This window comes from Pseudomonas algeriensis, assembly GCF_048847255.1.
In the GTDB taxonomy this organism is placed as follows: Bacteria; Pseudomonadota; Gammaproteobacteria; order Pseudomonadales; family Pseudomonadaceae; genus Aquipseudomonas.
Genome location: NZ_JBKKRK010000012.1, coordinates 72,624 through 89,847 on the forward strand (window position 1 = coordinate 72,624; position 17,224 = coordinate 89,847).

Here is a 17,224-nt window from a genome sequence, read left to right on the forward strand (position 1 = left end):
AACCCATGAGCGCCAACTTCCGCATTGCCGACTACGCGATCCATCCCCAATTCATCGAACGCTGGTCCCCCCGCGCTTTCACTGGCGAACATATTGCGGAAGAAACCTTGCTGAGTTTCTTCGAAGCCGCGCGCTGGGCGCCTTCGGCGTACAACTCACAGCCGTGGCGCTTCCTTTATGCCCGTCGTGACACGCCGAACTGGGAGCGTTACCTGGGCCTGCTCAACGAGTTCAACCGTGGCTGGGCCCAGCACGCCTCGGCGCTGGTGATCATTGCCTCGAAAACCACGTTCGCGGTGCCCGGCGCCACCGAAGAAACCCCGGCGCAATGCCACACCTTCGACACCGGCGCGGCGTGGGGCCATCTGGCGCTGCAAGCGAGCCTAAGCGGCTGGCATACCCATGGCATGGCCGGCTTCGACCAGGAGCTGACCCGCAAGGAATTGAAAATCCCGGACGGCTACGCCCTGCATGCCGCCGTGGCGATCGGCAAGCTGGGGGATAAATCCACCTTGGCCGACTACCTCCAGGCCCGCGAAGTCCCAAGCCCGCGCCGGCCGTTGAGCGAACTGGTGGCCGAGGGGGATTTCACTCTCTGAGCGTCACAAGCAACAGTGGGAGCGAGCTTGCTCGCGATGGCGTCAGGCCAGTCACTTTGGATGGCAACTGACACACCGCTATCGCGAGCAAGCTCGCTCCCACAGTTTGATCGGGGCTTGCTCAATAGCCCCGACTGAAATCCACTTCCCCACGCAGCGCTTCGCCAGCCTGGTAAGCGCGCAGGTTCTCCAGGAACAGCTGCACCATCATGGACGGCGAGGTCGGTGCCGAGCTATGCCCCGTCAACAGCAAGCCCCAAGCCGTCCAGAACGGATGGCGCTGCGGCAACGGCTCCTGGCGACACACATCGATCACCGCCCCGGCCAGGTGCCCGTCCTTCAAGGCTTGCACCAGGTCGGCATCAACCACGGCCACGCCACGGCCGACATTGATAAACAAACCGGTGGGCTTGAATCGCTTGAACAGCGCGGCGTCGTAGATGTCATGGGTATCCGGCGTGTTCGGCAGCAGGTTGATCACGTAATCCATCTCGCCCACCAACCGCGGCAAATCCGCCAGCGCACCGACTTCGATAAACGGCGCCAACTCACGGGCTTCACTGGCGATGCCGTACAACTGCACGCCAAACGGCACCAGGAACTGCGCCACGCGCTGGCCGATATCGCCGGTTCCGACGATCAGCACCTTGCGCCCCGCCAGGCTTTGCCCCTGGCGGTTGTCCCACTTGCGCTCCACCTGGCTGACCAGCCGAGCCAGCACCTCGCGCTCATGCCCCAGCATGTAGGTCAATACATATTCAGCCATCACTTGGCCAAAGATGCCCACTGCGCGGGTCAGGCGGTACTCGCGGGTCAGGCCCTCGGCCAGCAGCGGCGTGATGCCCGCCCACGTCGATTGCAACCAACGGGGTTGATGGCCCTGACGCAACAGCGTCGCCAATAGATCAGGCTGGCCGAGCCAGACCGGGCAGTCGGTGGCAAGCCGCGACAGCTCGGCGGAATCGCCGCTGGTCAGCACTTCGATATCGGGTGCAGCCTGACGCAGGAGCTGGGCATAGACCGCGTGGTCGTGTTCGGCAATCAGAACGCGCATGAATCAAACCTTTCAAAAACAGTGCAGACGACCGCTGACAGAGTATCGCTCCATCCTTGCGGCCAATCGCCAATAATCATTTTTCGTTTTCAACAGGCGCCTGGACAGGCGCCCGGGCATCGTCAGACCGGATCGTTGCGTCGCAGCAACTCTTCAGGCAGATGCTCGATGTACTCATCTTCGGCCGGTGGCATTTGCAGGTGATAACCCTGGGTGTCGAGGTTCTCCAGCACCTTGCCGATGTCCTCCCGGGACAACTGGCGCTCCGGGCTCAATACCAGGTCGAATGCGTGGATGGCCTTGCCGAATGCCGCCATCAACGGTTCCGGCACACGGGCCAACGCGTCGCTCTTGAGCACGTACAGGTACATCTCGTTTTTCTTCGAGCTTCGGTAGATGGAGCAGATTCGTTTCAAGGCTGTTCTCCGGCGGTGGCCAGGCTGTCGAGCAATGCCTGGCCCATCAACTCGCGGCGCCAGCCACGCAGCGAATCGGGCAGTTGGTAAGGGCCCTCGGGAAAGCCACTCTTGATCAGGGCTTCGAGGGTTTTCTTGCGCAGCATCAATTCCGGGGCGATGCCCAGGCGCTCGGCTTCGGCCTGTCCCAGTGCCTTGAGACGCTTGAGCAGCGCCGAGGCCTCGATGGGCAAGGGTTCAGCCACGGCGGGCGGCCACTGTTCGGGCGGCACGCTGCCCGCGCGCTTGATCAGGTCCAGCAGGAACTCACCGTCCTGACGCACGGTACGCGGATGCATGTCTTCGATTTTTGCCAGCGCAGCGAGGTTATCCGGCTGCGTGCGGGCCAGGGGCCACAACGAGTGCTCGCGAATGATCCGGTTGCGCGGCAAATCACGAGCCCTCGCCTCGCGCTCGCGCCAGGCACACAGTTCGCGCAGCACGGCCAACTGCGCGCGGGACAGTTTCCAGGCCAGCTTAGCCTCGCGGTAAACCTCGTAGGGGTCCACTTCGCGACGCAGGTTGGCGACCAGTTCGGCGCCGTCTTCCAGTACCCAGGCGTATTTGTCGTCGCAAAGCTTGGGACGCAGCTCTACAAAGACTTCCGCCAGATGCACCGCGTCCTCCGCGGCGTAGCTGATCTGCGTCTCGGACAAGGGTCGCTGCAGCCAGTCGGAGCGCGTCTCGCCCTTGGGCAACTCGATGCCCAGCACCTCCTGCACCAACCGCGAGTAACCCATGGAAAAACCCAGGTTCAGGTAGGCGGCGGCCAGTTGGGTGTCGAACAGCGGCGCGGGCAGGCTGCCCGTCAGGCGTAGCAGGACTTCCAGGTCTTCGCTGCAGGCATGAAGCACCTTGAGCACAGCCGGATTTTCCAGCAGCGCGGCCAAGGGCTGCCAATTGTCGATGCTCAAGGGGTCGATCAGGTACGCACTTTTACCATCGCCAATCTGCAGCAAGCCGGCGATGGGATAGAAGGTGTCGACCCGCATGAATTCGGTGTCGAGGGCGACGAACGGCAACTGTTGCCATTCGGCGCAAAACCGACCGAGGCTATCGTTGTCGCGAATCCAGTGAATATCGATGGCCACACGGCTCTCCCTTGAAGAATGGCGCGCAGTATATATCGCCGTCGGCGATTGCGAGCATCTACGGAGCAAGAGCTTGAGAGAAATCGCCTACGCAATCGCAAGAATAGTCCTACATCAGAACTTAACTGGCCTTGCGCAATACATAAACCCGTCTCAAGGCGAAACCCGGAAGGAAATCCTGATACCACAGCACACTGAAACCGGCTTCGACAAACTCCCCTTCGACGTCGTTCTTGCCAGCCAGGATTCGCCGCCCAGGCTGGCCGAGCTTGAGACGCCCTTCGATCCGGACCGACACGACCACCGTATCGCGGCTGACCCGATGAAACTCGCGCAACAAGGCCTGGCGATGTTCGCTGGCCTTGATGTGCTGAAACAGTTGCAGGCAGAAAATGCAGTCCACGGCGTTGGCTGACAGCCCAAGGGTAAACGCCGAACTGGGGAAGGTCTTGACCCGCTTGAGCAACGCACCACCGTGGTGGCTGCGTGCGTGATCGAGGGTGTCCGGCGAAGGGTCCGCCGCCAGGATGACCCGGTTGGCATGTTCGGCCAACACCGGCCAGAACCGCCCGGCTCCACACGCGACATCCAACACCAGCCCAGGCTCACCGGCCACTTTCATGGCGTTGCGCACCAATTGCTCGTCACGCCAGAAGGTCAGGCGTAAACGGCGGGGCACCGGCTGGCGACAGATTTGTGCATGCTCTCGGTCATGCTGCCTGGCGAATTCAAGCTCGACGGTGGATGGGGGTTGCCCGGACATACTTACGGCTCATGGAAGATTCGACAACAGCTTAAACAACGCCAGGTGAAAAAAAGGTGTAGGAATCATTCCCGGGCAAGCACGCCATCGATCACCGCTCCCCGGCAATTGGCAAACAGATCGAGGTCCGGGTTGTAGACCTTGCTGTTGACTTCCAACAGCCCAATCATCGAATGAAACAAGTTGTCCTGGCTCAGGGGCTTGTCCCGACTCAGTTGCAAGCAATGGGTGTCGACAGCAAAGGACTTCTGATAGCTATCGGAGAACCATGCCAGCATTGCCACATGTTTCTGTTGCTCCGGCGCTAGCATGTAGGGCGTGCCATGGAGGAACAGGTTGTACTCGCCCAAGGATTCGCCATGGTCCGACAGGTACAGCATGGCCGTGTCGACTTTGTCCTGGTTGGCCCGCAACAGATCGATGAGCGTCGACAACACGTGGTCGGTGTACACCAGCGTGTTGTCGTAGCCGTTGACGATGCTTTCGCGGCTGCAGTTGTTCAACGCGTTGCTTTCACACACCGGGGTGAAATGCTCGTATTCCTTGGGGTAGCGCTTGAAGTATTCAGGCCCATGGCTGCCCATCTGATGCAGTACCAGCACGGTGTCCTTGTCGAGGCTGTCGATGAAGTGCTGCAAGCCCTGAAGCAGGATTTCATCACGGCATTCACTGTTGGCGCACAGCGCCGGGTCCTTGAGATTGCTCACATCCTGCACCGTGACCCGATCACAGGTGCCTTTGCAGCCGGACTGATTGTCGCGCCAGATCACGTCCAGCCCGGCGTGCTTGAGCACGTCGAGCAACCCCTCTTCGTTCTTGGCCTTGCTCGCGTCGTAGTTCTTGCGCCCCATGTTGGAAAACATGCAAGGCACTGACACGGCGGTTTCGGTGCCACAGGAATGCACGTCGGTGAAGGCGATCAGGCCGGCCTCTTTGTCCAGTTGCGGCGTGGTATCACGGTTATACCCAAGAATGCCGAAGTTCTCGGCACGGGCGCTCTCGCCCACGACCAGCACAGTGAGGGATTTTCGTGGATGGGTTTGCCAGGCCGGGTTACGACTCGCATCCTCGCCCAACGTGATGAACGGTTGCTTGGCCGATGCGACCTGCTCGCGCAAATAGCCGATCGACGCACCGATGTAGTTGCTCGGCACGACCATCAAGTGCAACTCGTGATGATTGCGAAACAACGACGCCAAGCCCTGGTAGTTGACCAACGCCACCCCGCCGAGCACGGCAATCGTGACCACGGAGACCACAAACTTACTTAACAACTCCTTGGGCCAGCGACGATATTTTATCGGTGTCTTGAATAACAACCAGGCTGGCAGGACACCCAACGAGAATAAATAGGCAAACAACTTGAACGACAACAGGTCGCGAACTTCCGTGGCATTGGTTTCGGCAAAGTTGCGCAACATCCCGGCATCGATCAACACGCCGTACTCGGCCATGAAATATGCTACGCCAGCGCTGATCATAAACAGCGCCATCAACAACGGCTTTAGCAGCGGCCGGAACGCCAGCAGCGTGAGCACCAGGTTGAACGCGCAGAACACCATCACGCCAAACGCCAGGCACAGCAGCGCAGCGTGCCCATCGGATGCGGTTATGGTGAGCAGATGCTGCCAGAGGATCAGATTGAAACCCACTAACAAAAAGGCACTGGCGGCCAGCGTCACCCACTCGGGGCGCACGGCTTTGATAGTCAGCATGATGGGTGGAAACTTCCTGAAAAGTTGCTCTAAGAAAGAAAAGCGCCGCAAGGAAAATGTGAGAATTCATTCCCTACGGCAGCACAAACTTTAGGTAGCCCACCATCAATTTTTCGTGAAAAAGTTGCCGTTAAATAATTATTTAAATCCTTCTGAACGCCCTCAGGCCTGGTTCAGGTACCAACGCCAATCCTGCTCGCCGACCTCCCCCATGAACTGGCGATACTCCGCACGTTTGACCGCCAGGTAGACACCGAGGAACGCCTCCCCAAAAGCGTCCCGCGCCCAATTGGACGCCTCCAGGGCGCGTAAAGTCGTGAGCCAGTCGGTGGGCAATAATTGGGTGGCCTGGGCATAGCCGTTGCCTTCGACAGGCGCACCAGGATCAGACTGTCCGCGGATGCCCCGATGGATGCCAGCCAATATTGCCGCCGCAGCCAGGTAGGGGTTGGCATCGGCGCCACAGATACGATGCTCGATGTGCCGCGAGGACGCCGGGCCGCCGGGCACCCTCAAGCTGACGGTGCGATTGTCCACGCCCCACGTCGCCCCCAGCGGCGCGTAGCTGTTGCTTTGAAACCGACGGTAGGAATTGGCGTTCGGACAGAACATCAACAGCGAGTCGAGCAACGTTTCGAGCATACCGCCCACCGCTTGACGCAGTAACGGCGTGCCATCGGCGGCTTCGCTGGCAAACAGATTGTTACCATCCCGGTCCGCGAGGCTGACGTGCATGTGCAGGCCAGATCCCGCCAGATGCTCGAATGGCTTGGCCATGAAACACGCCGCCATCCCATGTTTATGGGCCACGCCCTTGACCAGCCGCTTGTAGCGCACCGCTTCATCCATGGCTTGCAAGGCATCGGCACGGTGTTCGAGGGTGATTTCCACCTGCCCCGGAGCGTATTCGGAAATGGCTGTCCGGGCCGCAATGCCCTGCAGTTTGCAGGCCGCATAGAGATCGGCGAGAAAGGGCTCGATCTGCTCCAGTTCACGCAAGCCATAGACCTGGGTATGGCGCGGCCTGCTGCCGTCGACGTCCCGCGCCGGTTGGGGCCGGCCCTCGCTGTCGCGCTGCCCATCCAACAGGTAGAACTCCAGCTCCGCCGCCATCACCGGGTAATAGCCGTCCGCCTGCAATTCGTCGATGACCCGGCCGAGCAGATGGCGGGGATCGGCGATGGCCGCCGGCATGCCCTCCTGGGGATGCATGGCCACTTGCACCGCGGCGGTGGGAATCTGCCGCCAGGGCATGCGTTGCAAGCTGCCGCTGATGGGATAGGCCCGGCAATCAATGTCACCCACATCCCAGACCAGGCCGGAATTCTCCACGTCGTCGCCATTGAAGGTCAGCCCCAGAATCGTGCTGGGCAGTGGCCGGCCACTTTGATAGACCGCGAGCAATTCGTCCCGATGCAGCCACTTGCCCCGGGGCACGCCGTTGTTGTCGACGATAAACAATTCGAACAGCTCGATATCCGGGTTTTGTGCCAGGAACGCCTGGGCCTGTTGCTCGGATGCAAAAGAAAGATTCATGGACACACTCGTATATTCATGTCGGACGGGCGACCAGGCGCCGTCAGGCTGTACTCGCCAGCGACGAGCACAGTTCAAGGATCAACAGGAAATACGAAGGTCTGGAGGACGCGCATGGCGGCAATGCCAGAGCGCCCAGAACGCCAGTTCACAGGGCAGCGCGCAGGATGAAGGTGCTATGGCAGGTATGCGACCGCCAGCCGCCCCCTCGGCGGTGAGTGGTGGGTATGCAGGGCCTGCGGGCCAACCGTCCATAGGGATATCACAGGAAATGTTCGGTTCAAGCGTCACACGACGCCATTGACCGTTAAACCATCATTTAGCGGAGTCTGGATCGACTCGCGCTAAACAATCGCACCGCTCGAACAGACATTAAAAACCGATGGCAGCCTTGGCGTACGGGCCACGGTCGATATCCAGCAGTTCCACGCACAACTGCACGCTAACGCCGGCGGGCCAAGGGCCCAGGTCCTGAATTACCACCAGCAGGCTGTCAGCCAGCTGTTTTTTGATTTCCGGTGAACGGCCGCTCAGCAAGGCCAGTTTCACATGCACGAAAGCCCGCTCCCCCATGCCGGTTCCTACGCGGAACGTCTCGAGCTTCACGGCCCGGCTCTTGATGTCGAACTCGGCAGCGAACTGCCCCGAGGCTACCAGCGCATTGTTCAAGCGCAACAGCGCGACATCAGCGTTCAGCTCGGTCAGGTTGGCGGTGTACTCCATGTGCAAGTGAGGCATGCGTTCGACTCCGATTCGAAAAAAGTGATTGCTGGAATGGGTTGGCGCAACCATACCTCGACTTTGTGCTTTCAGGCAGGTTTTGTTTCGCCCATCGCTCCCATGCGCTCGCTCATGAATGCCTCCAGCCGGGACCTCAACCAACGCTCCGCCGGATCGTTGTCGACATGGCTCAGCCAGACCATGGACAGGTCCAGCGTCGGCGTCTTGAAGGGAAATGGCTCGCTGAACAAGCGACCGGAAGCGGCCATGGCCGTGGCGGTGTAGTCCGGCAGGCTGGCGATAAGATCAGTGCCGGCCAGCAACGCCGGCAGGGCGCTGTACTGGGGCACGGACAACACCACCTGGCGCTTGCGACCGATCTCCGCCAGCCATTCGTCAGCCAACCCGGCGATGTTGGCGGTATGGGAAACCAGCACATGGGGCCGCGAACAATATTCATCCAGCGTCAGCGGCTTGTCCGAAGCGTCGGCCCGCAACACACAGGGCTGGATGTGCCGCAGCAGTTTGCGCTTGGCGTTGGCCGGCAGCCCGCGGGTCTGGCTGATGCCAGCGGTGATCTCGCCGGAAGCCAGCAGATCGGGGATGCGCCAATAATCGACATGCTGGACGACAAACACGATTTTCGGCGCTTCCTGGCGCAAGCTGCGCAACAGCGGGGGAAGCAGGCCAAACTCTACGTCATCCGACAGGCCGATGCGAAATGTCATGGTGCTGCTGGCGGGGTCGAAATCGTGGGTCAGGCTCAGGGCCACCGACAGCGAGTCCAGGGCCGGCGACAAGTGCTGGACGATTTCCTTGGCGCGGACGGTCGGCTCCATGCGGTGGCCGACGCGAATGAACAACGGGTCGTTGAACATTTTGCGCAAGCGGTTGAGCGCGGAACTGATGGTCGGCTGCCCCAGGAACAGCTTTTCGGCTGCCCGTGTCACGTTACGCTCCAGCATCAACGTTTCGAAGACGACCATGAGGTTGATGTCGGCCTTGCGCAATTCGTTGCGGTTCATCCTTTCGCTCCTGGTTATCAGTTTGAGCAGCGCTGAAATTCGCTGAAATATCCCATCATCATTGGAAACGTTTTCCCCATAGCGAAAACGTGCAGCTTGGCTAGGCTTGCGACGACATGTCCAGAACATGTCTTGAATGAATGAATCGCAGGGAGCGAACCGATGTATTTTGAAATCTACCGACAGACCCGAGGAACCCCAAGCACCGGACGAGGCCAGTGGCGCTGGCGCCTGAGGGCCGGCAATCACGAAACCATCGCCAGCGGCGAGTCCTATGTGAACAAGGCCGACTGCCTGCACGTTATCGGATTGATCAAAAGTGCCCACGGCGAGACGCCCGTAAAGGAAATCTGAAGCCGTCCATTGGCGGCGGATGCGCAAGCTGCTCTGCACCAGAGCAGCTTTACCCGAACTTGAGTTGAGTTTTTGCTGCGACGCGAGCTGGCAGGCGGGTATCGTGTGCAGACAACAGCGAGAGGTCGGAGCTCATGAGTCAATTCAGTCACCGTCGCGACTGGCTGATGCGTGCGCCTGAATCGAGGAAACTGGAACGCATCGAGGCCTATTTCAGCGGTCATGGGTATAACACCCATCGGCATGACACCTATGCAATCGGCTTCACGCTTTCCGGCGTCCAGAGCTTCAATTACCGGCACAGCAAGCGCCATAGCCAGCCCGGCGGAACCATCGTCCTGCACCCGGACGAGGTGCATGATGGGGAGGCCGGAACGATCGATGGCTTTCGTTACCGGATGTCCTACATTGAGCCCGCGTTGATCCAACAAGTGTTGGGCGGCAGGTCACTGCCCTTCATCGAAGGCGGACTTTCGAACGATCCACGACTCAACATAGCGACCCGCCGGTTATTGGCCAGCCTCGAGCATCGTCTCGATCCACTGGAGGAAGAGGATGCCATCTACGACCTGGCCCAGGCGCTCGCCGTCGCGTCAGGGAGCCGACGAGGCCGCAGGCTGCTTGACTACCCTGCTGCGGAACGCGCGCGGCTGTTCATTCATGATGCCCTTGACCAACCCATTACCCTCGATGACCTCGTGCAGGCCAGTGGCCGGGACCGATGGAGCCTGTCGCGGGACTTTCGCGCCTTGTACGGCACCAGCCCCTATCGCTACATCACCCAACGTCGATTGAGCGAAGCTCGTCGCCTGGTATTGCACGGCATGCCCTTGAGTGAAGCGGCGCTGGCCTGTGGCTTTTTCGACCAGAGCCACATGACGCGGCTCCATACCCAGGCCTTTGGTCTTTCACCGGCACGCTGGCTGAAAATGCTGCGCTGAAGCCCTGCGCCCCTCCAGCAGAAAGCTGCACGATCATCCAATACCCGCGACGATCCAGACCCTAACGTAGCACTCACTTTCAATTGAGGAGCGTACCGCGATGAATCATTACTCCCCCATTAACTTCGCGCAGAAATACGCGCTGTTCCATGAGCAGTGGACACCCAAGGTTGTCGCCGAGATGAACGACTACCAGTTCAAGATTGCTCGTCTCGAAGGCGATTTTATCTGGCACACCCATGCCGATACCGACGAAACCTTTATCGTGCTGGAAGGTGAACTGCGCATCGACTTTCGCGATGGCGCCGTCATGATTGGCCTCGGGCGAGATGTATGTGGTCAAGAAAGGCGTCGAGCACAAACCCAGTGCCGAGCGGGAAGTGAAGTTGTTGTTGATCGAACCGCGGGGCGTCATCAACACGGGGGAGCAAATCAATACGCGAACCGCAGTCAATGACGTCTGGATCTGACCGGGCAGCTCAGTCGTATTCCGCTTCCTGGTGATCGCCAAGCAGCCGTCGCTGGCGAGGCGTCGCGACGGCCAGTACTGCGGGGTTGAACTGCCACTGAAGATAAGGCGAGAACTTCTGCGCAACCATCCGCCGACCGTAATGCACTTGGAGCATGTACCGCGTGCGGTCGGCGGTCCGGTTGTCGCTGCCGGCGTGCCACAACTCACTGCGCAGTACCAGAACATCGCCCGCCCGGCACAACACTGGCTGCGCCGAACGTCCCTGCCACTGCGTTTCGCCCGCCGCAGGCGCCCGGCCCGCCTTGTGGCTGCCGGGTATTACCCGTGTCGGGCTCAAGTCAGCATCGATGTCATCAAGGTAAAACTGTGCGGTGAACACCTGCATCGGCAGTTCGAAACCGGGGTCGGTCAACAGGGCGGGCGGCAGCTCCATGGGCAGGTAATCCAGATGCAGAGGCGCGCCGATAAAACCGGGATGGCAGCGCCAGGCTGTCTGCCCGATGATATGGCAATCATCTCCCAAGGCGGCCTCGGCAAGCTCGATAACTGCGCTCACGTCCAGGTACGGCAACCAGAACGGATCCCGGTTGAAAACGCATTTGTAATGATCGATGACGCCGCTGTAATCCCAGTGCTGAGGCTTCAGCAAGTCGATAGCGCGACGCAGGTCGGCGACCTGCCCGGCGTCCAACACACCGGGCATCAGGACAAAGCCGTCCTGATGCAAGGCACGTAGAAGGTCGTCAGTCGCCACGACACCACCTCCTCAGGTGCGGAAGCGGCCGGTCAGCTCTGCGAGATTCCTCGACAGATTCGACAACTGCTGGCTGGCATGCATGCTTTGGGCAGAATTGGCGGCCGCTTCGTTGGAAAGATCGCGGATATCGGAAATATTGCGGGCTATTTCCTCGGTGACGCTGCTTTGTTCCTCACAGGCATTGGCGATCTGCGCGGCCATGTCGTTGATCCGCTGGATCGAACCGCCGGTACCGCTGAGCACCTGATCGACACCTGCCGCACGCTCCACGCTGTCCCGGGCCTTGCTGCTGCCCACGTGCATGGCTTGTACCGCCTTGGCGACGCCGCTCTGCAAGCGCTCGATGCGAACCTGGATGTCCTTGGTGGAGTCCTGGGTGCGGGCCGCGAGCGCCCTCACCTCGTCGGCCACCACGGCAAAACCACGGCCCTGCTCACCGGCCCGAGCGGCTTCGATGGCAGCATTCAGCGCCAACAGGTTGGTCTGCTCAGCGATGCCACGGATCACCTCGAGCACGGCACCGATACTGGAGGTCTCCTGGGCCAGTGCCTCGATCGTACCCGAGGCGCTCTCCACTTCCTGGGCCAACTGGCGGATCGACTCGATGGTGCTGCTGACCACCTCGGCGCCATCGCGAGATTGACTGCTCGCCTGTTGCGCTGCATCCGAAGCACTTACCGCGTTGTGCGCCACTTCATGCACCGCCGCGCTCATTTGGGTGGCGGCGGTACTGACCTGATCGAGCGCGGCGTGCTCGCTGCTGATCAACCGATCGTTCGTCGCGGCCATATCGGCCATGGCCCGCGCGGCGGAATCGACCTCGCCGGTCACCCGCCCTACTTCGGCAATCAGCGGTTGCAGCTTGTCGAGGAAACGGTTGAAGGCGCTGCCGAGTTGTCCCAGCTCATCGGACGAACGCACTTCGAGACGACCCTTCAGATCGCCACCACCTTCGGCGATCTGTTCGACCCGGTGGAGCAAGCGACGCATCGGACGCAACACGACCATGGGCAAGGTCACGATCAGCAGGATGCAGCCGACCAGGCCGACCAGCAAGATGCCTCCCTGCTGCAGGCCCACGGCTTGTCCGTGATCGATCGCCGCTTGACCTTCCCGTTGCGACGCCTCGTCTTCCAGCTCACCCAGTTTGTCGATGGCATCGCGCATGGTGTCGAATTTGCTCTCGCCCTCACCAAAACTCAGTGCACTGGCCGCCTGCGGATTGCTCGTGGCTTGCTCGACGACCTGACGCGAGATCTGCGACCACTGGACAAAGCGGTCATTGAACTGACCGACGAGCGCCTGCGCCTCGGCACCTGGCTGCATCGCCGCGTATTTTTGCACGCGATCGTACGCTTGCTTCAAATTGTCCCTGTGACTGGCCCGCAGCGCCTCGACATGAGCCGTCGCCCCGCCACCCAGCAAACTGCGTTCGGCAACGAAGGCCTGATACAGGTCACGATCCGCATTGAGCAACAGGCTGATGGCCGGCAGATAACGCTTGGTCAACTGCGTACTGGATTCGGTCACCTGGCCGATGCCGCGCATCCCCGTCCACCCCATCAGCACCAGCAACACAGCCAGGAACGCAATCGGCAGAGTGATTTTCCAACGAAAGCCCAAGTCGGCGAAAAACCGCAGCATGGTGTCACTCCTTACACGGGGGGAATACCTGCCTATCGGCAGCCTTGTCTTGAGCTATAGCCCATTAGTCTGATTGCCACAAACCAGCGGGTTGGCCGGGATGAACGGTTTGAGGTAGAAACTGCGCGACCTCCCGGACCTCATCCTGGGAGGACGGGCTACTGTCAGAATTTACAGGTCGGAGGAGATTCACGACGGACGGCAGGGTGAGGCTGGACGAGAAACGGATTGTTCAAATCGCCAAAAACGAAAAAGCCCCTGAAATGTTCAACCATTTCAGGGGCTTAGTCGTATTCAATAATGGCGGAGAGATAGGGATTTGAACCCTAGGTACTGTTGCCAGTACAACGGATTTCGAATCCGTCCCGTTCGGCCACTCCGGCATCTCTCCAGTGGCGCGCATCATACCAGCACATTCGCCGGAAGCGAACCCCCGGGCGAAATTTTTTCCGTGCTATCAGTCGCTTGCGTCGACTACAGCGGTACACCCAGGCGCTGGGCGACTTCTTCGTAGGCTTCGATGACGTCACCGAGGCCTTGGCGGAAGCGGTCCTTGTCCATTTTCTTCTTGGTGTCCTTGTCCCACAGGCGGCAGCCATCCGGGCTGAACTCGTCGCCCAGGACAATGGAGCCATCGCTGAACACACCGAATTCAAGCTTGAAGTCCACCAGCAGCAGGCCCGCGTCGTCGAACAGCTTGGTCAGCACTTCGTTGACCTTCAGGGACAGTTCCTTCATGCGAGCCAGTTGCTCGGCGGTGCCCCAACCGAAGGCCACGACATGGGATTCGTTGATGAACGGGTCGCCCTTGGCGTCGTCCTTCAGGAACAGCTCGAACGTGTAAGGGTTGAGCTTCATGCCCTCCTCCACGCCCAGGCGCTTGACCAGGCTGCCAGCGGCGTAGTTACGCACGACGCATTCGACCGGGATCATGTCCAGCTTCTTGACCAGGCACTCGTTGTCGCCCAGCAGCTTGTCGAACTGAGTCGGCACGCCGGCGGCTTCGAGCTTCTGCATGATGAAGGCGTTGAACTTGTTGTTCACCATGCCCTTGCGGTCGAGTTGTTCGATGCGCTTGCCGTCGAACGCCGAAGTGTCGTTGCGAAACAGCAGGATCAAGCGGTCAGCGTCGTCGGTCTTGTAAACCGACTTCGCTTTGCCGCGGTAGAGTTCTTCACGTTTTTCCATGATGGGCTCCGCTTGCTAAGTAGATGGGCTAGGCGATATGTCGCCAGTCGAGCCCTGAATCTTGATCGGCCAGTTGCAGCCAGTCCGGGTCGCACCCAAGGGTGTCGACGAAACATTGCCGGGCCAGCTGCGGCAGGTTGTTCTTGCTGCTCAAATGGGCCAGGACCAGGTGTTGCAGGCCTTGCCAGCCCAACTCGGCCACCAGGTATGCCGCCTGGTGGTTGTTCAAATGTCCGTGCTCCCCGCCTACCCGCTGCTTGAGAAAATACGGATAGTACCCACGCGCCAACATGTCCCGGCAGTGGTTGGACTCGATCATCAACGCATCGAGGTCCCGGTAGCTGTCCATGACCCTGTCGCAATACGATCCCAGGTCGGTGAGCAATCCAAAGCGCCGCTCGCCGTCGCTGAACACATACTGGGTTGGCTCCCGGGCATCGTGGGCCACACTGACCACGCTGATATCCAGGCCGCCGACACGCAGTTGCTCGCCGCCGGCCACGAAACCAGCTGGCTCGATGGGTTTGCGCAGGCCTTCGAACGTCCCACGGCTCAGGTACACCGGCAGATTGTAGCGCCGAGACAGCAAACCCACGCCATGCACGTGGTCGGCATGTTCGTGGGTCACCAATATCGCGCTCAGTTGCGCCGGGTGCACACCCAGGCGCAACAGGCGCTTCTCGGTTTCCCGCAGGGAGAAACCACAATCGACCAGAACGTAGGTCCCAGCACTGGCTATCAGCGTGCCGTTCCCCTGGCTACCGCTGCCGAGAACGGCAAAACGCATCGGATCAGCCCAGGTTGTCCTGAATCACGCCCAACACCTTGCGGGCTACATCGGCCGGCGCCACGGTGTTGATGTTCTTCTCGACGGTGACCTGGACGTTGTCGCCGACCTTGCTCAGGCGAACCTGGTAACGCTCGGCGCGGGCTTCGATTTCTTCCTTGTCCGGCGCGCTGCCGAACAGGTTGCTGAAGAAGCCAGGCTTCTCGTCTTTCTTCTCGGCTTTTTCAGCCAGGTTGATGTAGTACAGGCCCAGGCTGCGGTTGATGTCTTCAACGCGCCATTCGCCCTGCTCCAGCGCACGACCCACGCTCGACCAGGCACGGTCGAGGTCGGAGCCGACGTTGAGCACCGGGTTGCCGCTGCCGTCTTCGCTCAGGCTGACGCGGCTTGGCGTGTCGTAGTCGCGGGTCGCGAGCATCGAAACCGAACCGCCCTGCTCCGCGGTGCGGCTCATGCTGGCAAGCATGTCGTCCACCAGCGCGGCGTCGAGGCCGGTATTGACCGAGCGATTGGTGAAGGCCACGTCGGCGGTGCTGCCGGCGGGACGCTCGGCGCTGACCACGTAAATCTCACTGGTGTTGCGCTGTACGCCCGGCTCGATCCGTACGCGCACGCGGGTTTCGCTGTCTGCCGAGACACCGGCGGCGCTCAGGCGCTTGGCCATGGCGGCGGACAGTTCATCGGAACGCTGCCAGGTGGTGGTGAATTCACCCGTCTGTGGGCGCTGCTCGTCCAGGCGGAAACCGTTGTCCTGGAAGAACTGGATCGCCACCGGCCAGACTTCGGCCGGTGGGTGCTGGCCCATGACCCAGCTGGAGTCACCGCTCTTTTGCAGGGTGTAGTCACTCGCATCGGCCACGGCCGACAGCGGCTGTGGTCGCGGGACAACGTATTCGCCCTTGACGCTGTCGTCGGCGACGTTGCGCGGGATCGGCAGCAGCGGATCCAAACGCTTGGCGACGCTGACGTCCGGTGGCAGTTGCATCGGTGCAGTCTGTTGCGCTTCGAGGTAGTCGCTACCACGGTCGCGGAAGTAACCATCCGGTCCCCAGATCCACCCGCAGCCACTGGTGCTGGAGATAATCAAGGCAAGTGCGGAAAGTCCGGCCATTCGCTTCATGCGTTGTACTTCCTCAATTAAACCAGGACGCCGGACTGGCGCATGGCCTGCCGCAGCGGTTCGTGACAGGTGTTGCTCAACCAGGTGAGCGGCAGGCGAATGCCTTCGTGCATCAGGCCCATTTCGACCAAGGCAAACTTCACCGGGATCGGGTTGGCTTCGATGAACAGGTCCTTGTGCAGCGGCATCAGTTTTTCGTTGATTGCACGTGCGGTCTCGGCATCGCCCTTGAGCGCGGCCTCGCACAGATCGGCCATTTCTCGCGGAGCGACGTTGGCGGTCACGGAAATATTGCCCTTGCCGCCCAGCAGGATCAGCTCGACGGCTGTCGGGTCATCGCCAGACAGCACGATGAAATCCTTGCTGACGCCATCGAGGATGGCCTTGGCCCGTACCAGGTCGCCCGTGGCTTCCTTGATGCCGATGATGTTCGGCACGGTGGACAGGCGAATCACGGTCTCGGCTTGCATATCGCAGGAGGTGCGGCCGGGAACGTTATAGAGGATCTGCGGGATGTCGACCGCTTCGGCAATGTACTTGAAGTGCTGGTACAAGCCTTCCTGGGTCGGCTTGTTGTAGTACGGAACGACCAGCAGGCAGGCATCGGCGCCGGCTTCCTTGGCGTTGCGGGTCAGTTCGACGGCCTCGCGGGTCGAGTTGGCTCCGGTGCCGGCGATCACCGGAATGCGGCCGTTGACCTGCTTGACGACGGCGCGGATGACTTCGATATGTTCGTTGACATCAAGGGTAGCCGACTCGCCTGTGGTGCCGACGGCGACAATGGCATGGGTGCCGTTTTCAAGGTGGAAGTCCACGAGTTTGCTGAGGCTGGCCCAGTCAAGACGCCCTTGTGCATCCATGGGTGTGACCAGTGCCACCATACTGCCCGCAATCATGAAACCGCTCCTGCCGGAAAAAGAGAGCCGTAATGGTACTGGCGCCAAGATGCTTGTACAAGCGAACTCCCATTCCCCTTGGCGATGGTTTTCGCTACCCTTCAGGC

Annotated in this window: 17 protein-coding genes, 1 tRNA gene and 2 pseudogenes; 4 read left to right on the forward strand and 16 right to left on the reverse strand. The window is 60.5% G+C overall.

Annotation, left to right across the window (positions count from 1 at the left end):
* Positions 1 to 5 precede the first annotated feature (5 nt).
* Positions 6 to 599, forward strand: coding sequence for a nitroreductase family protein (locus ACLK1G_RS18195; RefSeq protein WP_420766689.1), 594 nt, complete (start codon positions 6 to 8; stop codon positions 597 to 599).
* Between the two features lie 121 nt (positions 600 to 720).
* On the opposite strand, the gene ACLK1G_RS18200 is transcribed toward ACLK1G_RS18195, so the two are convergent.
* The 8 genes from ACLK1G_RS18200 to ACLK1G_RS18235 form a co-directional block, all read right to left on the reverse strand.
* Positions 721 to 1,653 (reverse strand): D-2-hydroxyacid dehydrogenase, encoded by a 933-nt coding sequence (locus ACLK1G_RS18200; protein ID WP_420766690.1) that lies wholly within the window; start codon positions 1,651 to 1,653, stop codon positions 721 to 723.
* Between the two features lie 122 nt (positions 1,654 to 1,775).
* Complete coding sequence (locus tag ACLK1G_RS18205; RefSeq protein ID WP_420766691.1) at positions 1,776 to 2,069, reverse strand: YcgL domain-containing protein; 294 nt, start codon at positions 2,067 to 2,069, stop codon at positions 1,776 to 1,778.
* Entirely contained in the window at positions 2,066 to 3,199 is a 1,134-nt protein-coding gene (gene rnd / locus ACLK1G_RS18210) for a ribonuclease D (protein ID WP_420766692.1), read from the reverse strand. The genes ACLK1G_RS18205 and rnd overlap by 4 nt, the downstream gene beginning before the upstream one ends.
* A 121-nt stretch (positions 3,200 to 3,320) precedes the next feature.
* Positions 3,321 to 3,962, reverse strand: a complete 642-nt coding sequence (locus ACLK1G_RS18215) for a class I SAM-dependent methyltransferase (RefSeq protein WP_420766693.1) — start codon at positions 3,960 to 3,962, stop codon at positions 3,321 to 3,323.
* Positions 3,963 to 4,027: 65 nt separating this feature from the next.
* Positions 4,028 to 5,677, reverse strand: coding sequence for a phosphoethanolamine transferase (locus tag ACLK1G_RS18220; protein ID WP_420766694.1), 1,650 nt, complete (start codon positions 5,675 to 5,677; stop codon positions 4,028 to 4,030).
* 162 nt (positions 5,678 to 5,839) lie between these two features.
* A complete protein-coding gene (locus tag ACLK1G_RS18225; RefSeq protein ID WP_420766695.1) occupies positions 5,840 to 7,213 on the reverse strand; it encodes a glutamine synthetase family protein in 1,374 nt (457 codons plus the stop codon).
* A gap of 372 nt (positions 7,214 to 7,585) precedes the next feature.
* Positions 7,586 to 7,951, reverse strand: a complete 366-nt coding sequence (locus tag ACLK1G_RS18230; RefSeq protein WP_420766696.1) for a 5-carboxymethyl-2-hydroxymuconate Delta-isomerase — start codon at positions 7,949 to 7,951, stop codon at positions 7,586 to 7,588.
* 71 nt (positions 7,952 to 8,022) lie between these two features.
* Entirely contained in the window at positions 8,023 to 8,958 is a 936-nt protein-coding gene (locus tag ACLK1G_RS18235) for a LysR substrate-binding domain-containing protein (protein WP_420766697.1), read from the reverse strand.
* Positions 8,959 to 9,120: 162 nt separating this feature from the next.
* Here ACLK1G_RS18235 and ACLK1G_RS18240 point away from each other — a divergent pair, with 162 nt between their 5' ends.
* The 3 genes and pseudogenes from ACLK1G_RS18240 to ACLK1G_RS18250 all read left to right on the forward strand — a co-directional run bounded on the left by ACLK1G_RS18240 (position 9,121) and on the right by ACLK1G_RS18250 (position 10,723).
* Positions 9,121 to 9,312 (forward strand): YegP family protein, encoded by a 192-nt coding sequence (locus tag ACLK1G_RS18240; RefSeq protein ID WP_249873713.1) that lies wholly within the window; start codon positions 9,121 to 9,123, stop codon positions 9,310 to 9,312.
* A 134-nt stretch (positions 9,313 to 9,446) separates the two neighbouring features.
* Positions 9,447 to 10,253 carry an AraC family transcriptional regulator gene (locus ACLK1G_RS18245; protein ID WP_420766698.1) on the forward strand — a complete coding sequence of 269 codons (807 nt, stop codon included), beginning with the start codon at positions 9,447 to 9,449 and terminating at the stop codon, positions 10,251 to 10,253.
* 100 nt (positions 10,254 to 10,353) lie between these two features.
* Positions 10,354 to 10,723 (forward strand): annotated as a pseudogene (locus ACLK1G_RS18250) (cupin domain-containing protein).
* Between the two features lie 9 nt (positions 10,724 to 10,732).
* Here the strand turns inward: ACLK1G_RS18250 and ACLK1G_RS18255 are convergent.
* The 8 genes and pseudogenes from ACLK1G_RS18255 to dapA form a co-directional block, all read right to left on the reverse strand.
* Complete coding sequence (locus ACLK1G_RS18255; RefSeq protein WP_420766699.1) at positions 10,733 to 11,479, reverse strand: phytanoyl-CoA dioxygenase family protein; 747 nt, start codon at positions 11,477 to 11,479, stop codon at positions 10,733 to 10,735.
* A gap of 12 nt (positions 11,480 to 11,491) precedes the next feature.
* Positions 11,492 to 12,280 (reverse strand): methyl-accepting chemotaxis protein, encoded by a 789-nt coding sequence (locus tag ACLK1G_RS18260; RefSeq protein ID WP_411829982.1) that lies wholly within the window; start codon positions 12,278 to 12,280, stop codon positions 11,492 to 11,494.
* A gap of 69 nt (positions 12,281 to 12,349) precedes the next feature.
* Positions 12,350 to 13,126 (reverse strand): annotated as a pseudogene (locus tag ACLK1G_RS18265) (MCP four helix bundle domain-containing protein); the annotation flags it as partial.
* Between the two features lie 301 nt (positions 13,127 to 13,427).
* A tRNA-Ser gene (locus ACLK1G_RS18270) sits at positions 13,428 to 13,517 on the reverse strand.
* An 83-nt stretch (positions 13,518 to 13,600) separates the two neighbouring features.
* Positions 13,601 to 14,314, reverse strand: a complete 714-nt coding sequence (purC, locus tag ACLK1G_RS18275; protein WP_025212375.1) for a phosphoribosylaminoimidazolesuccinocarboxamide synthase — start codon at positions 14,312 to 14,314, stop codon at positions 13,601 to 13,603.
* Positions 14,315 to 14,342: 28 nt separating this feature from the next.
* Entirely contained in the window at positions 14,343 to 15,101 is a 759-nt protein-coding gene (locus tag ACLK1G_RS18280; protein ID WP_420766700.1) for an MBL fold metallo-hydrolase, read from the reverse strand.
* A gap of 4 nt (positions 15,102 to 15,105) precedes the next feature.
* Positions 15,106 to 16,221 (reverse strand): NlpB/DapX family lipoprotein, encoded by a 1,116-nt coding sequence (gene bamC / locus ACLK1G_RS18285; protein WP_420766701.1) that lies wholly within the window; start codon positions 16,219 to 16,221, stop codon positions 15,106 to 15,108.
* 17 nt (positions 16,222 to 16,238) lie between these two features.
* Positions 16,239 to 17,117: a 4-hydroxy-tetrahydrodipicolinate synthase gene (gene dapA / locus ACLK1G_RS18290; protein WP_420766702.1), complete on the reverse strand. Its 879-nt coding sequence runs from the start codon at positions 17,115 to 17,117 to the stop codon at positions 16,239 to 16,241.
* Positions 17,118 to 17,224: the final 107 nt, after the last annotated feature.